This is a genomic window from Pseudanabaena yagii GIHE-NHR1 (genome assembly GCF_012863495.1).
Lineage (GTDB): Bacteria > Cyanobacteriota > Cyanobacteriia > Pseudanabaenales > Pseudanabaenaceae > Pseudanabaena > Pseudanabaena yagii.
This window is the reverse complement of the sequence record NZ_JAAVJL010000001.1, coordinates 680,178-701,763: the sequence shown is the minus strand read 5'-3', so window position 1 is coordinate 701,763 and position 21,586 is coordinate 680,178. Positions and strand designations below refer to the sequence as shown.

Annotated in this window: 22 protein-coding genes; 5 read left to right on the top strand and 17 right to left on the bottom strand. The window is 39.5% G+C overall.

The window, feature by feature from the left end; genetic code table 11:
* Nucleotides 1–14: 14 nt before the first annotated feature.
* Together sufD and sufC are read right to left on the bottom strand one after the other, a co-directional pair.
* Nucleotides 15–1,415 (bottom strand): Fe-S cluster assembly protein SufD, encoded by a 1,401-nt coding sequence (sufD, locus tag HC246_RS03430; RefSeq protein WP_169362163.1) that lies wholly within the window; start codon nt 1,413–1,415, stop codon nt 15–17.
* The gene (sufC, locus tag HC246_RS03425; protein ID WP_009627519.1) at nt 1,415–2,197 is read right to left on the bottom strand and encodes a Fe-S cluster assembly ATPase SufC; all 783 of its coding nucleotides are present in this window, start codon (nt 2,195–2,197) and stop codon (nt 1,415–1,417) included. The genes sufD and sufC overlap by 1 nt, the downstream gene beginning before the upstream one ends.
* Nucleotides 2,198–2,373: 176 nt before the next feature.
* Between sufC and HC246_RS03420 the strand changes: the two genes are divergently transcribed.
* Nucleotides 2,374–2,994, top strand: coding sequence for a hypothetical protein (locus tag HC246_RS03420; RefSeq protein ID WP_169362162.1), 621 nt, complete (start codon nt 2,374–2,376; stop codon nt 2,992–2,994).
* 17 nt (nt 2,995–3,011) lie between these two features.
* Here the strand turns inward: HC246_RS03420 and HC246_RS03415 are convergent, their stop codons facing one another.
* From HC246_RS03415 to HC246_RS03395, 5 genes are all read right to left on the bottom strand, one after another.
* On the bottom strand, nt 3,012–3,323 hold the full coding sequence (locus HC246_RS03415; protein WP_169362161.1) for a DUF433 domain-containing protein: 312 nt from the start codon (nt 3,321–3,323) through the stop codon (nt 3,012–3,014).
* Between the two features lie 32 nt (nt 3,324–3,355).
* On the bottom strand, nt 3,356–4,261 hold the full coding sequence (locus HC246_RS03410) for a transposase (protein WP_169362160.1): 906 nt from the start codon (nt 4,259–4,261) through the stop codon (nt 3,356–3,358).
* A gap of 36 nt (nt 4,262–4,297) precedes the next feature.
* Complete coding sequence (locus tag HC246_RS03405) at nt 4,298–4,537, bottom strand: hypothetical protein (protein WP_169362159.1); 240 nt, start codon at nt 4,535–4,537, stop codon at nt 4,298–4,300.
* Between the two features lie 216 nt (nt 4,538–4,753).
* Nucleotides 4,754–5,083, bottom strand: a complete 330-nt coding sequence (locus tag HC246_RS03400) for a hypothetical protein (RefSeq protein ID WP_169362158.1) — start codon at nt 5,081–5,083, stop codon at nt 4,754–4,756.
* A gap of 20 nt (nt 5,084–5,103) precedes the next feature.
* Nucleotides 5,104–5,451 carry a papain fold toxin domain-containing protein gene (locus HC246_RS03395; protein WP_169362157.1) on the bottom strand — a complete coding sequence of 116 codons (348 nt, stop codon included), beginning with the start codon at nt 5,449–5,451 and terminating at the stop codon, nt 5,104–5,106.
* A 174-nt stretch (nt 5,452–5,625) separates the two neighbouring features.
* On the opposite strand from HC246_RS03395, the gene HC246_RS03390 reads away from it, so the two are divergent.
* The gene (locus HC246_RS03390; protein WP_169362156.1) at nt 5,626–6,366 is read left to right on the top strand and encodes a tetratricopeptide repeat protein; all 741 of its coding nucleotides are present in this window, start codon (nt 5,626–5,628) and stop codon (nt 6,364–6,366) included.
* A 211-nt stretch (nt 6,367–6,577) separates the two neighbouring features.
* Here HC246_RS03390 and HC246_RS03385 read toward each other — a convergent pair whose 3' ends face one another.
* Nucleotides 6,578–7,003: a DUF29 family protein gene (locus HC246_RS03385; RefSeq protein WP_169362155.1), complete on the bottom strand. Its 426-nt coding sequence runs from the start codon at nt 7,001–7,003 to the stop codon at nt 6,578–6,580.
* 105 nt (nt 7,004–7,108) lie between these two features.
* Nucleotides 7,109–8,545, bottom strand: coding sequence for a Fe-S cluster assembly protein SufB (sufB, locus tag HC246_RS03380; RefSeq protein WP_040688473.1), 1,437 nt, complete (start codon nt 8,543–8,545; stop codon nt 7,109–7,111).
* Nucleotides 8,546–8,830: 285 nt separating this feature from the next.
* Here sufB and sufR point away from each other — a divergent pair, with 285 nt between their 5' ends.
* Nucleotides 8,831–9,583 carry an iron-sulfur cluster biosynthesis transcriptional regulator SufR gene (gene sufR / locus HC246_RS03375; RefSeq protein WP_169362154.1) on the top strand — a complete coding sequence of 251 codons (753 nt, stop codon included), beginning with the start codon at nt 8,831–8,833 and terminating at the stop codon, nt 9,581–9,583.
* 91 nt (nt 9,584–9,674) lie between these two features.
* Nucleotides 9,675–9,911 carry a NifU family protein gene (locus HC246_RS03370; protein WP_169362153.1) on the top strand — a complete coding sequence of 79 codons (237 nt, stop codon included), beginning with the start codon at nt 9,675–9,677 and terminating at the stop codon, nt 9,909–9,911.
* Nucleotides 9,912–10,003: 92 nt separating this feature from the next.
* On the opposite strand, the gene HC246_RS03365 is transcribed toward HC246_RS03370, so the two are convergent.
* On the bottom strand, nt 10,004–14,242 hold the full coding sequence (locus tag HC246_RS03365) for a response regulator (protein ID WP_169362152.1): 4,239 nt from the start codon (nt 14,240–14,242) through the stop codon (nt 10,004–10,006).
* A gap of 307 nt (nt 14,243–14,549) precedes the next feature.
* Here HC246_RS03365 and bioB point away from each other — a divergent pair, with 307 nt between their 5' ends.
* Nucleotides 14,550–15,491 (top strand): biotin synthase BioB, encoded by a 942-nt coding sequence (gene bioB / locus HC246_RS03360; protein ID WP_169364457.1) that lies wholly within the window; start codon nt 14,550–14,552, stop codon nt 15,489–15,491.
* Nucleotides 15,492–15,592: 101 nt separating this feature from the next.
* Here bioB and HC246_RS03355 read toward each other — a convergent pair whose 3' ends face one another.
* From HC246_RS03355 to HC246_RS03325, 7 genes are all read right to left on the bottom strand, one after another.
* A complete protein-coding gene (locus tag HC246_RS03355; RefSeq protein WP_169362151.1) occupies nt 15,593–15,940 on the bottom strand; it encodes a HepT-like ribonuclease domain-containing protein in 348 nt (115 codons plus the stop codon).
* Nucleotides 15,937–16,377 carry a nucleotidyltransferase family protein gene (locus HC246_RS03350; RefSeq protein ID WP_169362150.1) on the bottom strand — a complete coding sequence of 147 codons (441 nt, stop codon included), beginning with the start codon at nt 16,375–16,377 and terminating at the stop codon, nt 15,937–15,939. Before HC246_RS03350 ends, HC246_RS03355 begins: the two co-directional genes overlap by 4 nt.
* A gap of 4 nt (nt 16,378–16,381) precedes the next feature.
* Nucleotides 16,382–16,642, bottom strand: coding sequence for a Txe/YoeB family addiction module toxin (locus HC246_RS03345; protein ID WP_211167621.1), 261 nt, complete (start codon nt 16,640–16,642; stop codon nt 16,382–16,384).
* A 2-nt stretch (nt 16,643–16,644) separates the two neighbouring features.
* The gene (locus HC246_RS03340; RefSeq protein ID WP_169362149.1) at nt 16,645–16,893 is read right to left on the bottom strand and encodes a type II toxin-antitoxin system Phd/YefM family antitoxin; all 249 of its coding nucleotides are present in this window, start codon (nt 16,891–16,893) and stop codon (nt 16,645–16,647) included.
* A 63-nt stretch (nt 16,894–16,956) separates the two neighbouring features.
* A complete protein-coding gene (locus tag HC246_RS03335; RefSeq protein ID WP_169362148.1) occupies nt 16,957–17,286 on the bottom strand; it encodes a hypothetical protein in 330 nt (109 codons plus the stop codon).
* Nucleotides 17,287–17,347: 61 nt separating this feature from the next.
* Nucleotides 17,348–17,557 (bottom strand): antitoxin, encoded by a 210-nt coding sequence (locus HC246_RS03330; protein ID WP_169362147.1) that lies wholly within the window; start codon nt 17,555–17,557, stop codon nt 17,348–17,350.
* A 12-nt stretch (nt 17,558–17,569) separates the two neighbouring features.
* Entirely contained in the window at nt 17,570–21,520 is a 3,951-nt protein-coding gene (locus HC246_RS03325; protein WP_169362146.1) for an NACHT domain-containing protein, read from the bottom strand.
* Nucleotides 21,521–21,586: the final 66 nt, after the last annotated feature.

Below are 21,586 nucleotides of genomic sequence, written 5' to 3'. Positions count from 1 at the left end.
CTTTAGAAAGCACCTTAAGATTTAGTCTTTTCTAGAACAAAATTACTGAGCGATCGCTGGATTGAAACGACAGGAATTTGCGAAATTGCTTCCGTTGCAAAGGCATAGGTCAGAAGTTTCGCCGCACTCTCTGCATCGATCGCCCGACTTTGGAGATAGAAGATTTCTTCGGCATCCAATTGGCTGACCGTTGCACCGTGAGCGCATTTGACATTATCCGCAAAAATTTCTAACTGCGGTTTGGTATCCACTCGCGCCTTGCCCGACAGCAACAGATTTCGGCTTAGCTGGGCAGAATCTGTTTGCTGGGCTAACTTCGCGACTTGAATCTTGCCATTAAAGACCGCATGGGAACGTCCATCGGCAATACATTTGTGCAGTTGCTTGCTCGATCCGTGCGGATAATTATGGGCAATGCAAGAATGGGTATCGGCTAATTGTTCATCATCAATAAAAGCTAAACCTGTGAGCGAAGTTTCCGTTTGTTCCGCCATTTGATGCACAATCAAATTTTGACGGGAAATCTTTGCGCCAAAGCTAATCGCTTGATTTTTATAGACACTATTGCGAGCTTGAGCGATCGCGGTAGTGTTGATATGAATCGCCTGATTACCCTGTCTTTGCACCTTGGTGTGATTGACCTGAGCGCCTTCCGCTAGCCAAACTTCCGTTACTGCATTAGTGAAATAGAGGTGATGATTCTCACCCACAAAGGTTTGCACAAAGGTCAATTGGCTATGGCTTTCCGCGATGATCAAACAACGAGGTTGGGTGATTAAAGTTGCTTTGCCTGATTGGGGAGCAGAGATAAAGAGCAATTGCACAGGATTCTCAACCACCAAATTTTTCGGCGCGAGAATTATCGCCACATCTTCCATGCAAGCGGTATTGAGACTCGCAAAAAAATCATTAGCATCGGGATGCTGTGCGAGGTGCGATCGCAACTTCGGCAAAATGCGATCGCCTAGAGATTCTAATGTGCCAATGACCAAGCTTTCCGTGACATCGCTAGTATCGGATAAGTCCTTACGATACTTTCCATTCACAAATACCAGACAATTACCTAAAGATTCTGGCGCGATATTATTGGCGATTAGGGCTTCAAGATTAGCACTACGGGAAGCGATCTCAGGTTGATTGGCAAAAGTCAAACTCCCCAAAGCGGAAACATCGGTATATTTCCATTCTTCATCTTTAGTAGTGGGGAACGATAAGGTTACTAGGCGATCGCTAGCCAACTGACGCAGATTACCCACAAAATCACTAGTATCTTGATCAGGACTGGCAATATCAGAGCGCAAACCCACAACCTGAGCGACAAACTGTTCGCTATTGACAGCCAACTTACTGCGCGTACTTAACGCACCCTTAAATTCCGCTTGATCTTCCAATTGTTCAGAAACTTGAATAGCCATTATGCCAACACCGCCTCTTCTTCTTTGAGCCAGTCATAGCCCTTCTCTTCTAGCTCTAGCGCCAAGTCCTTACCACCCGTGAGAATGATCTTGCCATTCTCCATCACATGGATGAAGTCAGGAATAATGTAATTGAGCAATCGCTGATAGTGGGTAATCACTAGAGAAGAATTATGAGGTGTGGAAAGCTTATTCACACCACCCGCCACAATCCGCAAAGCATCAATATCTAGCCCTGAATCTGTCTCATCTAAAATTGCTAAAGTCGGATCAAGAATTGCCATTTGCAAGATTTCATTGCGCTTCTTTTCACCACCCGAAAATCCTTCATTGACGCTACGGCTCAAGAATGATGGATTCATTTCCACAATCTCTAACTTTTCTTGAATGAAGTCATCAAAATCAATAATATCTAATTCTTCTAAACCCTTATGCTTTCGCAAATTGTTATAGGACAATCTCAAAAAATCAGAATTAGTTACCCCCGGAATTTCCAGTGGATATTGAAAAGCTAAAAATATGCCTTCTCTAGATCTAATTTCAGGTTCTAAATCTAAAAGATTTTTGCCCTTATACCAAATCTCACCACCTGTGACGGTATAGGCAGGATGTCCCGCTAATACTTTGGAGAAGGTGCTTTTGCCAGAGCCATTGGGTCCCATAATCGCATGGACTTCTCCAGCTTTAATCTCTAGATTTAGTCCTTTAAGAATCTGGACTCCATCCACTTCCGCAGTCAAATCTTTGACCGATAAAATTACTTCACTATTTTCGACAATCATCTCTTTTCTTTTAACAGTTACTTAATATTGTATAGCGTTTTGTATGACTGTGTACTCATTTGCAAAACAAAAAACAATCAGAGTAAGGGTTTGCGCTTTTGATTTTGCCGTAGGCAAAATCAAAAGCGCTATACTTATGTAGTAGATAGATATTGACAGAATAAGAGTGAGAAACTATGTCTTACAGTGCTTTTACGTTACGCAAAGCGAAGGAAGAACTAAATCTCAATTTTATCGAAGGGGTCAGATTTTTACCTGATTTAGATGTAATTACTCCTAGCACTAACCTAACTGAATTTTTACAAGAAAGTATTCCTCTAGCGATCGCTATGGGATCAGAAAAAGCCCGATCAGAGTTAATTATTTCACCCATTCTATTTGAAGTGAGAAAACAGCTTGATCGTCAAATCAGCTTTTTTTCGGGAGAAGAGTTTAATGTTGATGAAAGTATTGGTTTAAATGGGGTTTGTGACTTCTTGGTTAGTCGTTCAACCGAGCAACTTTTTGTAGAAGCGCCTGTAGTTGCGATCGTGGAAGCGAAAAAGGATGACTTGAAATCTGGTTTAGGTCAATGTATTGCCGAAATGGTTGCTGCACAAAGGTTTAACTTGAGTCGAGAAAATGCGATCGATGTCATTTATGGCTGTGTGACTAGTGGTAATCGCTGGCTATTTTTGCAATTGAAAGAACAAAACTTGACCATAGATTTAGAAGAATATGTCGTTCCTCCTGTGAATTGGTTGCTAAATGCTTTGGCATGGATGTGCAAACCAAATTTTGGCGATCGCGATCTCTGATAAACAGTTCACTTGATTTACAGAACTCCTTGAGCTTTCATCCTGATATAAAAGGGCGATCGCACTGATTGGCTACTACTTCCTTGGACTTGATCCCATTCTTCTTTGATTTCTTGGTCAATTTCTTTTTGATGATCGAAGTAATAACCCATTGCTGCATGAGCTTCTGCGGCTGTGAGGTAAAGGTGCTGACGGCATATTTCTTCGACTGACCAACCATAGGCGAGGTAATCCATGACAATTTGGGCTACGCGAATGCGTGGTAAGCGTTGCAGTTTGGCGGGTTGGTTGTCGCTTTTTTCGATATGTGGATAACTTAGGGCTAACATGATTATTTTTACCCTGATTGACTGACAAAAGTCTATGAAGCATAGTCGAGAGTAGAAGCATAGAACTCAATGCGGAATAATTTCTGAAGATGTTTTCGACGAGAAGCAATAGCAGGGTGAGAGTCAAGATAAGAAGTAAAAGAGTAGAAAGGCAAGAAAGCCCAGTTTTTAGTGATAGCGGTGTGAATCCAGTTCCAGCCAATCTTGAGATAACTAAGCCCACGAAACCAATGAGGATCAACCAAACGACGATAGCCAGAATCAGCAACCGCCAGTCCTTGAGCCGTTAAAAACAAGGTGGTCAGTGCTATCACAAAACAAAGGCGAGAAATGGCAGGAGCCGAACGTAAACGCGAAGATTCTAAATCAAAGCCATTAGATTTATCATCCAAGAAATTCTCCTCAATATCGAATCTCAGACCATACTCCCAAAAAGTTTGGAGTGTGGTAGGTTCAGTACTGAGAATATACCAATACTCTCGGCTCCCAGATTCCCAAGCCGCCGCAATATGCACATCGGTAAGACGCTTGGACTCAGTTTTGTGAACTTTAACATTGTGGATCAACTTAGCTTCACCAAGACGAAGATGTAATTGTTTGACTGTTTGCCAGCCATGCTTGGGGGCATATATCCAGAAATTACCCTTGATCCGAATCCGACATTGCCATTTTAATTCCCACACATAGCGCACCAGTTCTGGATTAGCAAATGCTCGGTCTGCTAATAAAACTACTTTGACATTCACGGGCAACAGTTTCGATGCGCGTTTGAGCATGTCTTGATAGCTACTCATCTCCACACTACTACTGCGATGTTTGATTACACGCCAACATAACGGTAAAGCTCTTCCCTGATGAACTACACACAATCGGATCATGCTGTATTCTTCCCACAGTTGACTGGTATCAAACTCAGATATATTTCTGGCTCTTTCCATTTAGCGATTAACTCTTTGATTACTGGACTGTATAGCTTAGCTGGATTTTATGCGCGGATTGTTCAGCCATCTTGATAGTTGTCTTTGCGTGCTTTGGGCGATCAATGCTTTTGTGTTGATATGGCTTAACCACTTCGTTAAATTCACACTCCCTGTGGCGATCATTCCCACCATCATCCACGCCATTACTCCCAAATGGCGCACATCTGACCACTGGCTGTATTGACTCCCGAATTTTATTAGTTCATTATAGATACGTGAGGCGTTTTGGGTCATTTGTCCTATGCTCCTTTTTCTTCAAAAAACAGCATACGCCTCTTTTTTACTCAAATTCAATCTCTGTATACTTTCTCGCAACTTCTCTTACCACTTTTGTCAGTCAATCAGATTTTTACCTAACTAAGCTGTCATGTCCTTACAGTATAGTCTTTACTGACTTTTACAAGTAGCTTTTAATAACAGATAAAGATTAGTGAATTCTATTTAATGCAATTAAGCCGTTACTGCTTCTTTAACCTGATCGCGTACTTGAAACTCTCTCAGGAATTTAAAAAACATTTCAAACCCTGTCTTTTCATCGTGACAGGAAAGCATAATTAGCTTTGCCCATGAGGTAACGGATCTTACGCCTAGTTTTTGCTGTAGCCAAGGCTGAAACTCGTTATAAAAGTCTTCTTCTTCTTGGGTAAGTTCTTCATTTATCTGACTTCGCGCAAATTCATATCCAGCTAAAAACATAAATAGATCGCTAACGGATTGACGACCTAAATACATTCCTGAGTTCTTCTCAATTTTTTGTAAAAGCTCAAATAACCCAATCATTTTATACCTCTCAAAAAATATTACAAAGTAGTTAGTTCATCGACTATAAAAGAGCCACTCAGACAACTAAAATCTTTTATCCAATCTTCACGAGATAAGCCTTCAGCAGACAAATTATCAAATACTTTTCCCATGACTTCTACTCCATAATGAGTCCCATTTTCGGTTATTGATTCTTCTAATCCATAGCGATTGCTTGTTATAAAATTTTCACTACGGCGTTTGGTTCGTAACCGAAGAATCTTTGCTTCGATACCACGCTTTTTGAGCCAACGCATTACGGTTAGAGCGCATTTATCACATTCTAGCAATGGAAAATTAATCGTAATCCTACCGATTGCTTGCCAGATTTCCTCCTGTCTTTCCATAGTTAAGGTAAATTTTTGTTGGGTATACTGATAAGTTAAGCTAAGTTATCATCTATCCTATTTTTCTTGTTTTATTAGTCTTAAAAGTGATAAGCCAGAAAAAAAGTTAGTATTATAATTGTTGAAATATAGGAATTTATCCATAATTAACAATATCTTAGAAAGCATATATCTATGAATCAGTCCATCTTAAATACAAAATCATTAAAAATCTTAGTGCTTAGTATTTCCTTATTAACGACGCTAGGGATTGATTTTCTTGTCTCCAATAATATAAAAAAATCATTTGTATTTTCGCCATATGTTGAGGCACAGACAATAAGCAAAATAAATGAAGCTAAAGTGTTCTTTGATAGGGCAAGTATGAAGTATGGCGATAAAGCTATTGCTGATTATACCGAAGCTATTCGACTCAATCCTAAATATTATGAGGCATTTTTCAGACGAGGTCTAAGCAAGTCTATATTGGGTGATAGCTATGGAGCGATTTCTGACTACACTGAAGCCATTCGCATCAACCCTAAATATGGTGACGCTTACTTTGCAAGAGGTCTAAGTAGGTCTTTAAAAGACAACTATGGAGCTATTGCTGACTATACTGAAGCTATTCGATTTAAGCCAAAACATACTGTGATGGAAAGTATTTATGAATCTCGTGGTAATGCAAAGTCTAGATTAGGAGACTATTACGGTGCTATAGCTGATTGGGATGAAACCATTCGTCTTAATCCTAAATATTCATTTATGGTTTACTTGAATCGTGGTATCGCAAAGGCTGAGACAAAAGATACTTATGGAGCAATTTTTGATTACACTGAAGCTATTCGACTTTATCCTCAGTTTGCTGATGCTTACTTTTATCGTGGATTAGCAAAGTTTAGTTTGTTAGACAAGCGGGGCGCAATCAATGACTAAACTGGAGCTGCTGAATTATATGATCAGCAAGGAGAAACAAAAAAACTGCAAACTCTTTTACAAACAATTAAGAAGTCAATTCAATAAAAATATTTTCCCCGTAGTTTATAGTGAGATTGCATTTTCTAAAGCTTTTCCAAGCAGCCTCATTACCAGTTTTTTTTGCCTTTGTAGCAGTGTTGATTAGGTAATCACAATTATGTCAAAATCTTCAAACTATTGTTAACAATTGCATGGCATGGTTCAATATCTCCGACTGATTTACCATTTTACCAAGGGTGATCGCATCATAAGCACCACCAAAAGCCTCTAGTCTGGCATTGTCTAAAGCGCGATCATATGCCTCGTCGAGAATTTCTTGAAGTTCGCGATCGCTTAGATAATTGCCACCAGCCTTACGGCGTTTGTTAGTACGTTGAATTGAGAAAATAGCATTACTGATTGATACATCCCAAGAACTTGTAGAACGCTTTTCGGCAGACTGCTTGATTAGATGTAGCAAGAGAATCACAGCATAACTTTCGATCTTATTAATCTTGTCGTCTTTGCTCATCTCTTCTAGCTCATCGATCAGCATCAGAGCAGATTGGGTATCTCCTCTCTGAATTAGCGATCGCAGTTCTATGAGTTCTTCCATATTTTTGGGCTATTAGCGGTTAGCAGTTAGCTTTTAGCTTTAATCTACTGTATCTAAACATCTACTAGAGCTAAAGACTAATAGCTAATAGCTAACCTCTCTAAACTATCCAACACTATTTTCTAACTTCAAAGCCAAGAGCTTATCTGCCTCAACTGCAAATTCCATAGGCAAAGCGTTAAACACTTCCTTACAGAAGCCGCTAATAATCATGGAGACTGCATCTTCTACGGCGATACCACGTTGTTGGAAATAGAAGAGTTGTTCTTCACCAATCTTAGAAGTTGAGGCTTCATGCTCAACTCTGGCGGTATTATTTTGGACTTGAATATAGGGGAAAGTATTCGCCTGTGAACAATCACCAATCAGCATTGAGTCGCATTGAGAATAATTTCTCGCGCCTTCCGCTTTTGGGGAAATCTTCACTAAGCCACGATAGCTATTTTGGGAGCCACCTGCGGAAATACCTTTAGAAACGATTTTGCTACGGGTATTTTTGCCGATATGCACCATCTTAGAGCCAGTATCAGCTTGTTGCTTGTTATTGGTGAGCGCTACCGAGTAAAACTCACCAACGGAATTTTCGCCGACTAAGACACAGCTAGGATATTTCCAAGTGATTGCCGAACCAGTTTCTACTTGTGTCCAAGAGATTTTGGAGTTCTTGCCTTGGCACAAGCCACGCTTGGTTACGAAGTTATAGATTCCACCCTTGCCATTTTTATCGCCAGCGTACCAGTTCTGCACGGTGGAATATTTGATTTCGGCATCATCTAATGCGACTAATTCCACAACTGCGGCGTGCAGTTGATTGGTATCAAACATTGGCGCAGTACAGCCTTCGAGATAGCTCACATAGCTACCTTCTTCAGCAACGATGAGGGTACGCTCGAACTGTCCAGAATCGCCATTATTAATGCGGAAATAGGTGGACAAGTCCATCGGGCATTTCACGCCTTTGGGGATGTAGACGAAGGAACCATCGCTAAATACGGCGGCGTTCAGTGCAGAAAAGTAGTTATCAGCGATCGGGACAACGCTTCCTAAATATTTTTTGATTAGTTCGGGGTATTCATGCATTGCTTCGGAGATCGAGCAGAAAATTACGCCGACTTTGGCTAAATCTTTTTTAAAGGTAGTCGCCACGGAAACGCTGTCAAAGATTGCATCGACAGCAACGTTGGCGAGACGCTTTTGCTCAGATAGAGAAATACCTAATTTCTCAAAGGTATCGAGCAATTCGGGATCGACTTCATCGAGGCTTGCCTTTTTCTTGGACTGCTTGGGGGCGGAATAGTAAACGATATCTTGATAATCGATCGCAGGATAGTCCACATGCGCCCAAGTCGGTTCTTGCATCTTTAACCATTGGCGATACGCTTTGAGGCGAAATTCCAGCATATATTCTGGCTCATTTTTCTTAGCCGAAATCATGCGGACGACATCTTCGCTAAGCCCGCGAGGAATCGTGTCCGACTCAATAGACGTAACAAATCCGTATTTGTATGGTTGGTTGACAAGTGCTTGAACCGTTGCAGTCATGTCAGTTAAGGCTCCTAGTGATTAACTTTTGAATATTTTTTATGCGTAGCATAGAAAATATTCTTACTAAAACAACTTGCTTGTTTCTTTACTCATTGTACGGTACATTAGCAACATACAAGTTGTCAAAGTCAATTTTTTTATAACTTTACAACTTCAACACTTAACTATGGTCATTAACATCAGGCAAAACCCAAGAGAAAGTTGCGATGCTTTGCATCACAACTTTCTCTTGGGTTTTGCCTATATGACCAACTGCTCGAATTGCCATCAGGAGCTTATTTCATGAAAACTCCCATCGGCGTTGCTGAGATGATTACGCCAGACTTAAAGCTAGATCAACTAGATCATAAGTCGGATAAAAGCGTGGATAAAAGCGATGCCAAGCCTGAAACTAAACATGACACTAAGCAAGATATTTTGCAGCATTTGCTAAAGCGTGGCGAAGTAACCGCCCAAGATTTAGCAGATCGGTTAGATATTAGCCCCCAAGCAATTCGGAAGCATTTAAAGGATTTGGAGGCTGAGGGGCTGATCTATCACACTGCTGAGCAGGTGGGCATGGGCAGACCGCAGTTTATCTATGCTTTGACGGTGGCGGGACGCGATCGCTTTCCCGATAGCTATAACCAATTTGCCGTAAATTTCTTAGATACGCTGATCGATACGTTAGGCAAAGAGCAAGTATCTGAGGTGTTGCAAAAGCAATGGCAACGCAAGGCGCAAAATTATAAATCGCAACTTGGAGGAGGTTCGCTAAAACAAAGACTAGAGAAATTAGCCGAAATCCGCCGTTCTGAAGGCTATGTAACGGAGTGGTTTCCCGTAGAAGGGAATAGTCAAGACCAGCAAAGTTTTATTTTTACGGAATATAATTGCGCGATCGCCCATGTGGCGGAATCTTTTCCCAGCGTTTGCGGACATGAATTAGAAATGTTTGCTACAGTTCTTGATTGTCCAGTGGAGCGAACTCACTGGATGGTCAATGGCGAACATCGTTGTGGATATTTGATTCAGGAACTAGCTAATAGCTGTTAGCTATTGGCTTGATGTTCACAATCACGGCTAATTCGATTAGCATAGTTATTAGTTTTCAGATAAACAAAGGAAAATATAGAAGGGTAAAAATATGAGTTTGACTTTAACTAAAGATAATGTTGAGAATGTTCTTGATGAATTGCGTCCCTATTTGATGTCTGATGGTGGCAATGTGGAACTTGTCGAAATCGAAGGGCCAATTGTGAGATTGCGCTTGCAAGGTGCTTGTGGATCTTGTCCTAGTTCTGCTATGACTCTAAGAATGGGAATTGAGCGCAAATTGAAGGAAGAAATCCCTGATATTGCTGAAATTGAACAGGTTTTTTAAGTCTCTATATATTCCTAATAAAAAGCGCCGCAATGCGGCGCTTCTTTGGTTTTAAAGATGAGTGGCGGCGCGAAGCGCCGCCACTCATCTTTTTATGTAAGAGAAATCTTTTGAATTTGAGCAAATAGATCTTGCATTCTGTTAAATAGAATTGTTGCGTTATCCAATTGTTGATTGCGTCCCATTTGTTCTAATTCGTGAGAGATCTCAGCAATTGAAGGGATACCTAAGTTACTAGAGGAACCTTTAATGAAATGAGCAACCTTTTCTAGTTCGCGATAATTACTATCAGCGATCGCCTTTTCGAGCTTTATTAAATTTTCGGACATCGATTCGCAAAAAGTTTCGAGTAGTTCTATCTTAAATTCTTCACTACCTTCAGCGATGCTATCAATATATGTCCAGTCAATTAACGGCAAAGATTCAGGTGTAGTCTCTGGAATTTCTAAGCTAGCAAGCATGGCAAGGCTCTCTTCACTATGGCTATGGCGATTCTCTGGAATTATATTCTCAGGCGGACAGATGATTAAATTCTGTCCGAAAATCTTAATCTCCCACTCTAACAGCTTTTGTGCGAGATCCTCTTTGCGGATGGGTTTGCTGAGATAGTCATCCATACCACAGGCGAGGCAACGTTCGCGATCCTCTTTCATTGCATTGGCAGTCATCGCAATAATCACTGTCTTAGATTTGTCTGAATTGAGATTGCGAATAGCGATCGTTGTTTCATAACCATCTAGCTCTGGCATTTGGCAATCCATCAGAATAACGTCGTAGTGAATATGTTCTAATAAATCTAGAACTTCCTTTCCATTCCCCACAACATCCGCTTCATAGCCAATACTATGTAATTGATGCAAGGCAACCTTTTGATTAATTTGACTATCTTCGGCAATGAGAATCCTTAACTTAGACATCTTTATTGCTTGATTGTCATTGTCAGGATACAGACTTGCGGTTGAGGTAATTGCTATGGGATCGTAAACTAATTCATTCTGGGATGCTGCAACTACCTTGGTTAAGGCATCAAGTAAACGAGATTGTTTGACGGGTTTAACTAAATAGTCAGAAAATCCAATTCCCTTGATGTAATTTAAGCCAACTTTCTGATTGATCGATGTCAGCATGATCAACTTGAGGGAATTGAAAATGGGATCAGCTTTAATTTGCGCTCCTAGCATTTCCCCATCGATTTCAGGCATTTGCATATCGAGAATTGCTAACTGATAGCGATCGCCTTCAGCAATTGCTGCGTGTAGGACGGGGATCGCATCCACTGCATTTTGGACAGCATCAACCCGCATTTGCCAAGCCGTAAGCTGATAGGTCAAAATTTTACAGTTGGTTTCATTATCATCAACCACTAACACCCGTATGTCTTTGAGATTGGTTTCACGACGTGTTTTTAGTTCCGCGATCTCACTAGCAGTTTGCTTAGTAAATGGAACCACAAACCAAAATTGAGAACCCTTGCCTTCCTCACTATCAATCCCAATTTCTCCGCCCATCAAATCCACAATTTGTTTGCAGATTGCTAGTCCTAAACCTGTGCCCCCATATTTGCGTGTCGTCGAAGCATCAACCTGCGTAAATGGCTGAAAGAGCCTCTTCTGTGCTGGAGCACTGATGCCAATACCTGTATCAATAACTCGAAACTCAATAGTAGTATCTATGTCCGTTTCATCGACTAGGGAAACTTTAATAATCACTTCCCCTTTAGTTGTAAATTTGATCGCATTACTAACTAAATTGGTTAATAACTGTCTTAACCTTGTGACATCACCACATAGATACAGCGGTACATTTTTATGAATGAGTGCAGCAAGTTCTAAGCCCTTAGCTTGGGCTAGCATCGCTAGGAGATCTGTGACTTCCTCAACACATGTATTAAGATCAAAATTGATTTCCTCTAATTCCATTTCATTAGCTTCAAGCTTAGAAAAATCAAGGATTTCATTGATCAGTGTTAATAAGTTTTCGCCACTAATCCGAATCGTATCTACAAAATCTTTTTGTAACGGAGAAAGTGCAGTATCGGCAAGTAAACCTGTCATTCCTAAGACGGCATTCATTGGAGTACGGATTTCATGGCTCATAGTGGCTAAAAAGGCACTTTTCATCTTCGTAGCAACTTCAGCCTCATTGCGAGCTTCTTGTAAATCAATATTTTGTTGAAAGAGCTGTTCGCGACGTTTGGTTTCTTGTTCTAAGAGCGTGGCTTGATAGATAGCGATACCAACTTGATCGGCTAGCTCTTTTAAAAATACAACTTCAAAGTTGCGCCAATGTCGGGTATGACTGCATTGATGAACGATTAATAGTCCCCACAGTTGTTCACTTTCAAGAATAGGAACTACTAAGTTCGCCTTCACTTGAAATTGTGACATTAATTCCTTATAACAATCAGGCATATTTGAGTTAGAAATATCATCATTGATAACCTTATTTCCCTCTCGATATTTTTGCCATAGTCCCTCACGAAAACATAGATCTTGGACATCTATACCCATTGATGGCATCCAAGGTGATTCAACCGATTCAGCGATAACTGTCCCTTCCCACTCACCATTAAATTGATAGAAAACTACCCGATCAGCTTTGAGGAATTGTCTGACTTCATTGACAGTTGTATTTAAAATTTCATTAATATTCAGTGATTGACGAATGCGTAAGGTGATTTGTGATAAAACCAGTGATCGCCAGTTCTGCATTCTGATTTCTTCTTCTACCTGCTTGCGATCGGTGATGTCTAGCCCTGTACCAATAATAAAATCAATTTCATGATCTGGGCTTAGCAAATTCGTGGTTGACCATGAAATTAATCTTTTTTCTCCAGATTTAGTCTTCCAATATTGTTCATAGGTATTAACTAAATTCTGATGAACAGATTGAGTAATCTTATTTCTTACTGATTCTCTATCTTCAGGTAATAGGAAGATTTTGTAGAAGCTTTGGTGGCGAACTTCTTCATAATGATATCCTGTCACTCTTTCACATTCACGGTTAAAGCGAATGATTTTGCCGTCGGGATCTAAAACAATTACTAATGCTCCTACGGTATCAAGCACCGCAATTGTAAAATCTCGTTCTTTTGCAAGATTCGCTTCTAAGCGACGACGGGCAATAATTTCATGATAGATCGAATAAAATAGGATACCTAGAACACTTAATGTTGATAATAATGTAATTAGAGAAATACTTGTTGCATAAGTGATAGAAGTTTGCTTTTTTTGGAGCCAATTTGCCAGATTCATCTTCTCAAGATTGATTAAGTGATCCAACTGAACATCCGCAAGATCTAAATTGTTTTGGTTAATTTTGTCAAATAGTTGTTTTTGTGTCTCTTTAAAGCCACTAGTTTGATATAAAAGTACAGCTTCCTCTGAACTGACGAGTTCTTTTTGGATGTATTTGATTAATAAATTAGTTATTTCTTTTTGACGATCAATATTTTGAGAACTATATAAAGATGTCTGGGATTTTCTTTTGCTAGAGGATACTATCTGAAGTGTTTGTAATTCTTGTTTTAATTGAATAGTTAAGTCCTGATACTTGTCTAAGCTTTCTTGGTTGCCTGAAATTAAATATTGCATTAAAGCAACTTTTAAATCACGCAGATGATCAATAGGACGACTAATTATCTCTAAAGATTCTTGTTGCTGTAAAAAAGCTTGGTTTGTCTCTTGGAGCTTGCTAAAACTAACATAGGAAATGATGCCCATGCCGATGACCATAGATGCTGCGATCGCAATGCCAAAAGCAATTCTTTTAATAAACTTGCCTTTAGGATATTTTGCTTTGATCGATGATGAGGATATGGATGTGTTATTAACTTCCTTTAAGCTACGTCGAGTTTCGATGAGATAGCTAACTTGGTCACTTAGAGCCTTGAGGGCAGCAATTTGATCCTGTTTTAATTTTCGAGGTTGATTATCAATTACACATAAAGTTCCCAATGGGTAGCCTTCGGCTGTTTTAATGGGAACACCTGCATAAAAACGAATATTTGGGTAATGGGTAACTAAAGGATTATCTGAAAAGCGGTCATCCTTTAAGGTGTCTGAAACAATAAAGATTCCATCTTGGAGAATTGCATGGGCACAAAAAGCTAATTCTCTCGGTGTTTCAGTGTTAGTAAGACCAACCTTGGATTTAAACCATTGGCGATCGCTATCAATCAAACTGACCAGCGCGATTGGTGTTTGGCAAATATAAGCAGCCAATTGCGTAATATCATCGAAGCCTTGTTCTGGCTCGGTATCTAAAATATTGCACTGATGCAGAGCAGCGACTCTCTCCAGTTCATTAGGTGGCTCTTGTGCAGGAATCATTTAAGTTTCAGTTTTAGAATATTGAGTGAGGGGTTCCCACGAAAAATGCTCTTACTAATTCCAGTCGATTAAATTTTGGTAATCTTTAATCTTTATGTCTACAATCTATACCCACCTACCCCTGTATATCTAATAATAGCTTAAAGTCGTGCAACCGATTTTGGGGGTGCAGCATCGCTGCACCCCCAAAATCAGTTTAGTTCTAGGGGGAGAATTTAAAGAAGTGTTGCGATCGCTCTTTAAAGCGGTATTCCTTCACAGTACAATGGCGATCGCTATCTCTTATGTTGTAAGCATATATACTCTCTTGATTTCACTTGAATCCGTTACCAAGATTTACCATCAGTCCTTGTTGTCTCTGATCTTTGAGGCGCAATCTGTACATCGCCAGCATCATCAAACTGACACTGTGCAAATGTGTACACTTTCCAACATTAAGTCGGGGCGTTGTCCTGAAGATTGCAAGTATTGCCCTCAGAGTGCGCGTTATCCAACGGGTGTAGAGAGCTACCCTTTGTTACCGCTAGAGGAAGTAATTAACCAAGCGCAGGAAGCGAAACAGCATGGTGCAACTCGTTTTTGTATGGGAGCTGCATGGCGTAACGCTCCTGATGGGGAGGAGTTTGATCGGGTGTTACAGATGGTAGAAGCTGTAGCTGGTATGGGAATGGAAGCCTGTGTAACTATGGGCATGTTACGTCCTGATCAAGCTCAACGCTTAGCTCAAGCAGGTTTAACTGCTTACAATCACAATCTTGATACCTCTGAAAGCTTCTATCCTGAAATTATCACGACCCGCACCTATCGCGATCGCCTCGAAACGATTCAGCATGTTTCCGCCGCAGGGATTCAAGTTTGTTGTGGGGGCATCGTCGGCATGGGCGAAACTGATAGCGATCGCATTGAGCTTTTGCATACCTTGGCAAATCTCACCCCACAGCCTGAATCAGTTCCTATTAACGCCCTTTCACCTGTCAAGGGAACTCCCTTTGGTGATCTCGCACCCATCGATCCTTTAGTGTTAGTACGGATGGTGGCAACGGCAAGAATTCTGATGCCTAAGGCAGTTGTGCGACTCTCCGCAGGACGCGATCGCCTTAGTGTTTCTGACCAAGCGCTATGTTTCCTTGCAGGGGCAAATTCGATCTTTTCTAGTGAGAAGTTGTTGACTACTGCTAATCCAGATTGGCAAGATGATGCGGAAATGTTTAATCAGTTAGGGATTGCTGCTAAAGAGTTAAGTAGATAAGTTAAATAAAAACTACAGCTTCGACTTCGCTCAGCTACCTTACACCAAGGGCTGAGCGAAGCCGAAGCTCATCTGCTACTTCTGCCATAAGTTGTCTTAATTTAATCTGAACTGTTTAAAAGTTTTAAGATTATTGATTTTAGTGGTTCAAGATGTTGTTGTGTGACATCCCAAACTGTCTCTAGGTCTGCATCCCAATAATGATGTATGAGAATATCGCGCATTCCTGCGATCGCTTTCCAAGGGATTTCAGGATTTTGCATCCTTGCAGATTGCGGAATCTTTTTGACTGCTTCGCCAATTAGCTCAAGGGATCTGATGACTGCATAGGTAGTTTTTTCATCCTGCTCAAATTGCTGAAGGCTTTTTACGCCAGCTATAAAACGTTCTATTCTTTCAATTTCTCGGAGTATATCTTGCAAGAAATCGTTAAGGGGACGCTCGGTCATAGGTAGATGACCTCTGCTAAGATTTTTTCTTTGATTTGAGGCTTGAGTCCTTCTTTTGTGACTAAATCGACTTTCATTTGGAGGCGATCGCTTAAGTAGTCTTTTAGCTCGATTAGGTCAAATAAGCTTGGTTTCTGAGCATATTCCACTAGGATATCTATATCACTGGCTGAGTTGTAATCACCTCTAGCGTAAGAGCCAAAGATTCCCAGTTGGCTAACGTGATATTTATCTGTTAGTTCGGGTTTTAGCTCAGTGAGTATATTTTGGATTTCAATTAGTGTTTTGAGTGGTGTGCCTATGGAATGATTAGGTACTTCCGCAGCACGATCTAGAACGCCGAGTATGTAGCTCTCAACGGTGACATTGCTTTGATTGGCGATCGCAATCAGCTTTTGTTGCAATGGTTCAGGAATTTCTACGGTTAATGGTTTCATAAATCTATTCGTAATGTGACCACATTCGCAAAACTTCAACAGTATTGCTTTCTTTAACTACGCGATATACCAAGCGATGCTTGATGTTTATACGCCTTGAGTAGAAGCCTTGCAAATTCCCGACTAATTTCTCGTAAGGTGGTGGATTTGTGAATGGATTTTCTCTGAGTATGGCAACTAGCTCTTTGGTTTTATCAAAAAGTCCAATACTTTTCAATTTTTTTAAATCTTCTTGGGCTTTTTTACTGAGGATAACTTCCCACATGATTACAATCCTAGTTCTTGAGCATTTACCCATTCACTTCTGGGGCTAGTCATGACCTCTTGGAGTGAGTCGATATATCCCTGTATGGAGTTTAGATAAATAGTCTCTTCGATCGCTGCCCAGTCTTCTTTGGAAATCACAACTACGTCATTGTCTGAGCCTTTAATCATGACTGGTTTATGGGTTGTACTGACTTGATTAATTAAGTTATTAAAGTTTGCTGTTGCTTCTTGAAGTAGTAAGTAATCCATGTTGTTCCTCTATTTGATTGATGTGATTGTGTGGTAGTAAACTTTTAGGAGCTGCTCGGTATTTCAGGATAAGTCTTTCCATGCTTCATTTTCTTCTTCGCTAAGCCAATCTTTTGCTAGTGATGATTCACTTGTCATAAGAAAGTTATTGCGAATCATCCGATTTACAAAACTGAGATAGTCATCGATCGCTGCAAAATCATCTAGTTCTTGTTCTTCTGTTTCAGTGAGTGGAGCTTCTTCACGTTTGTCGAGTAAGTTCTCGATGCGTTGTTGTATGTTTTGCGATGCGCGAAAGATCATTACTCCGTCTTGTAGGGTTATGGCGATCGCGCCATAAAGGGGGAGATTTTTGGGTAATGCGGTAAGTGGGGCAATTGTTGAGGTATTCATTGTATTTCTTCTGTCATAACATTATCGAGCATATATTTCATGAGAATAGTTCCTCTCTTTCTTACAATGGAGGTTGTTCTCTACTTTCCATAAAGTCATCTGAGAAGAGATCGAGGCTGTTCCAAAGGGTTTGCCAAGGGTTGTTTTTTGGGATAAGGACGATCGCATTGCCGACTTTTTTGATGTAGACTTCTTCGCCGACTAGTTGGAAGCCGTCTGGTAATATGGCTAGTTGTTCGTTGCCTTGCATTCTGAGTTTGGCGGTGTTCATCGGTTTGTTCTCCTAGTTGTATTCTAAGTTAATTCTTCTAAGCCAAGCTTTGACTTCCTTTGTGAGTTGTTGTGTACTTTTTTCTCCTGTGAATGGATATATGTGGATTGAATCTGTTATTAGGTTTTGGCAGAGTCGATTAATCGCCTCATTAGCATTTTTGCCATAAAGGGCGATCGCTAATTTCTCAACACCAAGAACGCGCTTGAGGTTAATTAGTTCGCGCTTCAGGTTAGAGACACGATTTATTTCTGGAATCTCACGCCCTAACGAGTCAAAGATTTTGATAGCGATTTCTTCGGCGATTACATTAGGATCGCTTTCTTGTTCGAGTTGGCAGATATCGACAACTAAACGGCGTATTTCGGGATGATCAGTATTGCGATCAAGTTCTTTTTGTATGGCTTCGCAATCCATGAGTTGACCTTCTAAATTGCGATAGAGATGCCACGCTTTGTAGAAAGCTGGATAGCTCATGTTTTGAGCGCAGCACCAAACTGTATTGTAATAATCCTTATATTTAACAATATTTTCTTTGTAGTTATCAAAAGTAAGTTTATTGCTGAAATTAGCAACTATAGATTGTGAAAGTTCTGAGGATGTGTCTTTTAAAAGATTTCCTAATTGCCATAAAGTACTCCCACCTATGTCTTCTCCATTAGATTCGAGAAATAACTTATTAAGAGTAGATATTACTAAATTTTTACATTCTATATTTATGGATACATTACCTAAACATCTAGCAATATTTTTAAGCGTAGATTGGCAATTAGTTTTTTGTAAAAGACTAATAAGCTCTAGCCCTACAAATTCCATCATCTCGCTATCATTTGCAATCTTTTTTAAGCTCCTAATCGCTTGCCAATTTGTATATTCATCTTCGGATTTATTGATGATTTCAATCAATGAAGATACTATATTTTTTTTACCTTCTTTATCAGTATCAATGCGTACTATCCTATTAGCTATAAGCTCAAGTGTTACATCGTTATTAGTTTTTTTAATTATTTTAGAAATCGCTGGTAGTACTAAAGGATTAAAGTTACTATCTTCAGCAATTAATATTAAACTTTCAACCACATCACTTAGATCAGAATCATCTTGATATTTATCTATAAGACTAATTAGCACTTGCACTGATATTGCTCTGCTATCACTATCACAAGCAATATTACCCAAACTCCAAGCCCCTAAACTTTTAACATCTTCATCGATTGATGTTTTTATCAAATTAATAATTGTAGACAAAGCAAACATTTTTTCATCATTATCAGTACTTATTAAAGCTAAATTATTTGCCGCAAAAATTACTATTCCATTATCTTTAGATGCTCTTATTAGAAATAGCAGTTTTATGATTGCAGATTGCTTACTACTATGATCAATAGCTATTTGTCTTAAGCTGTCTATAATAGCAATATCCAACCATTCGTCTTCTAATTCGTCTAATAGTTGAATAAGACAAGGCAATGCAAGCTTTCGACTTTCATCATCATTCGCAATTATCCCTAAACTGTATATAACATTTCTGAGAATATCTTCATCTTCTGTTTTGTTTATTAAATTTATGAGGTGTTTTGTTGCAAATATTTTGCTATTACTGTCAGTAGCAATTTCTTGTAGGCTTTGTACTGCTTGACTAATAGTTTCCTCATACGTTGCTTTTTTCATCAAATCAATTAAGCATAAAATTACTATGTTTTTTTCATCATCAGTTATTATTCCACTTAATACTCTTGCAGCTTCTGTACAGGTGGATTCGCATTTTAAGTCCTGAATTAGCTCAATAAGAGCATAGACTATTAATCTTTTAATTTCATTATCAATATTTATAGATTTTAGCTCTTCTAAGTCATCTATTAGATATCCTAAACTTTCTATAGATGCCAAACGCATATCTTTACATTCAGAATTATTCATCAAGTCAATAATTTCTTTTATTGCTAATTTCTGAGTTTGTATATTGTTAGAAATTAGTACTAAACTTTTTGCGAAGTCCCACCTTAACCACTCTTCAGATTGATAAGTTTGAATAAATTCAAGTAAAATCTCCTCAGTTAAATCTTGTTGGATTTTTTCTAAAATAAACCTTGCATCACCGCAAATTGAGTCTTGAATTATTTCAATTAATTCGTCACACTCTACTAATCTTTCAATAATTAATGCCCATTCAATAATTTGCTTGATAATTAGCTTGGAATTTCTACATTTTCTAAATTCTTGTAAACAAATTGCTGCATAAAGATAAGCTCGAAAGCTATAGAAACCTCTATTGATAGGCTCTGGAAAATCACCACACCCATCATCAAAATCAATTAAAGCACTAATAAAATCCTCTTTCTCTTCTCTCTCGATATCCTCTCGCCCAAACCACAATAGAATAACCTCATCCCATCTAGCATCAAAAATAGGATAGTCATAACTTTTCAAATCATTCAGAGAACTAGGTAAAAAGAATCGCCAATCATTGATCGCTAAAGCAGCAAAATACTCTTGAAATGATGGGTGATAAAAAGCATAAACCGACTCTAGAGAATTTTCTGCGGCATCACCAACCTTATTTAACCAGTTCAGCTTATCTGCAAGATCGAATAGAGCAGGATTCATATTATTTCTAATAAATGTCTCAGTCAGTCGAAAGCGAGAACTTTCACTATCTATAGCTGCTTTAGCTAATTCCCCTAAAGCCTTATTAAGTTCCTTAATTTTGCTGCTATTAATTTCAACTCCTGTTACTTTCTCAACTTCTTCTCGTTTCCAGTCATAAAAAGTATTCACAAACCATTCATACAGTCCTGCCTTAGTTTCAGGAAGTCCACCTTGTAATTTCTGCCAGCTAAAACAAAGCAAAGTCAACCGCAAAGGATTTTTCACCATATCGCGGATGCGCTCTTTCCCTGACTGTTCCAAAGCTTGCGTTAAACTCCCTGCCAACTCTGGAGCGCGAGCAAACCACTTACCAATGAATTTATATACATCATCAGGATAATCAAAATCTAAATTTCGATAAACATCAAAACCTGTCAGCGCATTTTTCCCGCCATCCCAAACATTTACCCGACAAGTCAAAACAACTCGCACATTCTTGAGCCAGCCTTCTTTTAATTGAGTTGACAGATAGGAAAGCGGATTGCTAACCGTCATCTCATCAACACCATCCAGCAATAACCAAACCTTTCCAGACGCGATCGCATCTCCTAGTGAATCTTTCCATGCTTGCGGTGCAGCCTCAATCTCTCCCGAAGCCTCACGCACCCAGTTTTCAAATAGATATTCCCTTAGACTTTTTGCTCCCAAATCTGTTAAAGAAATCCAAATTGGAATATCATCACTTTTTTCCAGCAACCAAGAACCAATTTTCTGTAACTGCGTAGTTTTTCCTGCTCCCGCCTCCCCAATCACCGCAATCCGTTTACCATCGCTGTATCTCGTATTACCCCGTAAAAGCACATCTTCAAAAAACTCATCATGAGTAATCGGCGTTACCTTTTCCTCATACAACTCAGATCCGCGATCGGGCGCACCATCATTTTCTTTCCGTTTAGTTCTTTCTTGACGCTCCACCACGCCTAAAGGCACAAAAACATCATCAAAGTCAAAGCGAATCCCATCTCCAGCAGTTAAAGCCTCAGTAGTCAGCCTCTTCAAATTCTCTAACATTCCCTTACTTACGCTTCGCCAATCTACTAAATTTGTTTTTGTCTCACTATCTTTAGTTGATGAAGTCCATTCATCAGGATTGACTAGATCAATTGGCTTAAGTCCCAATCGCTTTGCGATGATCTCTATATTCTTTCTTTGAGGAGGACGCTCACCCCGCAAGTACCTACATATTGATTCATAGGAAATTTCTACTTGTTCCGCAAGTTGACTTTTATCCCAATCTTTTCCTTGCATCGCTTCTTCTATGAGAGCAATACCTTTGGGCGTGAAATGTAAACTGCGATCTCGTAGTTGTCCCATAGTTGCTGTAGAAATTAACAAACTAAATCAATAATCAAAGCTTGTCACAAGTGACTTAAACATGGA

Excerpts from the sequence above, each read along its gene's own strand:
- HC246_RS03350 (WP_169362150.1), bottom strand. The coding sequence starts at position 16,377 with ATGAAACCATTAACCGTAGAAATTCCTGAACCATTGCAACAAAAGCTG.
- HC246_RS03370 (WP_169362153.1), top strand. The coding sequence starts at position 9,675 with ATGAGTTTGACTTTAACTAAAGATAATGTTGAGAATGTTCTTGATGAA.
- HC246_RS03335 (WP_169362148.1), bottom strand. The coding sequence starts at position 17,286 with ATGAATACCTCAACAATTGCCCCACTTACCGCATTACCCAAAAATCTC.
- sufD (WP_169362163.1), bottom strand. The coding sequence starts at position 1,415 with ATGGCTATTCAAGTTTCTGAACAATTGGAAGATCAAGCGGAATTTAAG.
- HC246_RS03405 (WP_169362159.1), bottom strand. The coding sequence starts at position 4,537 with ATGACCCAAAACGCCTCACGTATCTATAATGAACTAATAAAATTCGGG.
- HC246_RS03355 (WP_169362151.1), bottom strand. The coding sequence starts at position 15,940 with ATGACCGAGCGTCCCCTTAACGATTTCTTGCAAGATATACTCCGAGAA.
- HC246_RS03345 (WP_211167621.1), bottom strand. The coding sequence starts at position 16,642 with ATGTGGGAAGTTATCCTCAGTAAAAAAGCCCAAGAAGATTTAAAAAAA.
- sufR (WP_169362154.1), top strand. The coding sequence starts at position 8,831 with ATGAAAACTCCCATCGGCGTTGCTGAGATGATTACGCCAGACTTAAAG.
- sufB (WP_040688473.1), bottom strand. The coding sequence starts at position 8,545 with ATGACTGCAACGGTTCAAGCACTTGTCAACCAACCATACAAATACGGA.
- HC246_RS03340 (WP_169362149.1), bottom strand. The coding sequence starts at position 16,893 with ATGGATTACTTACTACTTCAAGAAGCAACAGCAAACTTTAATAACTTA.
- HC246_RS03385 (WP_169362155.1), bottom strand. The coding sequence starts at position 7,003 with ATGGAAGAACTCATAGAACTGCGATCGCTAATTCAGAGAGGAGATACC.
- HC246_RS03325 (WP_169362146.1), bottom strand. The coding sequence starts at position 21,520 with ATGGGACAACTACGAGATCGCAGTTTACATTTCACGCCCAAAGGTATT.
- HC246_RS03365 (WP_169362152.1), bottom strand. The coding sequence starts at position 14,242 with ATGATTCCTGCACAAGAGCCACCTAATGAACTGGAGAGAGTCGCTGCT.
- HC246_RS03330 (WP_169362147.1), bottom strand. The coding sequence starts at position 17,557 with ATGAACACCGCCAAACTCAGAATGCAAGGCAACGAACAACTAGCCATA.
- sufC (WP_009627519.1), bottom strand. The coding sequence starts at position 2,197 with ATGATTGTCGAAAATAGTGAAGTAATTTTATCGGTCAAAGATTTGACT.
- HC246_RS03410 (WP_169362160.1), bottom strand. The coding sequence starts at position 4,261 with ATGGAAAGAGCCAGAAATATATCTGAGTTTGATACCAGTCAACTGTGG.
- HC246_RS03390 (WP_169362156.1), top strand. The coding sequence starts at position 5,626 with ATGAATCAGTCCATCTTAAATACAAAATCATTAAAAATCTTAGTGCTT.
- HC246_RS03420 (WP_169362162.1), top strand. The coding sequence starts at position 2,374 with ATGTCTTACAGTGCTTTTACGTTACGCAAAGCGAAGGAAGAACTAAAT.
- HC246_RS03395 (WP_169362157.1), bottom strand. The coding sequence starts at position 5,451 with ATGGAAAGACAGGAGGAAATCTGGCAAGCAATCGGTAGGATTACGATT.
- HC246_RS03415 (WP_169362161.1), bottom strand. The coding sequence starts at position 3,323 with ATGTTAGCCCTAAGTTATCCACATATCGAAAAAAGCGACAACCAACCC.
- HC246_RS03400 (WP_169362158.1), bottom strand. The coding sequence starts at position 5,083 with ATGATTGGGTTATTTGAGCTTTTACAAAAAATTGAGAAGAACTCAGGA.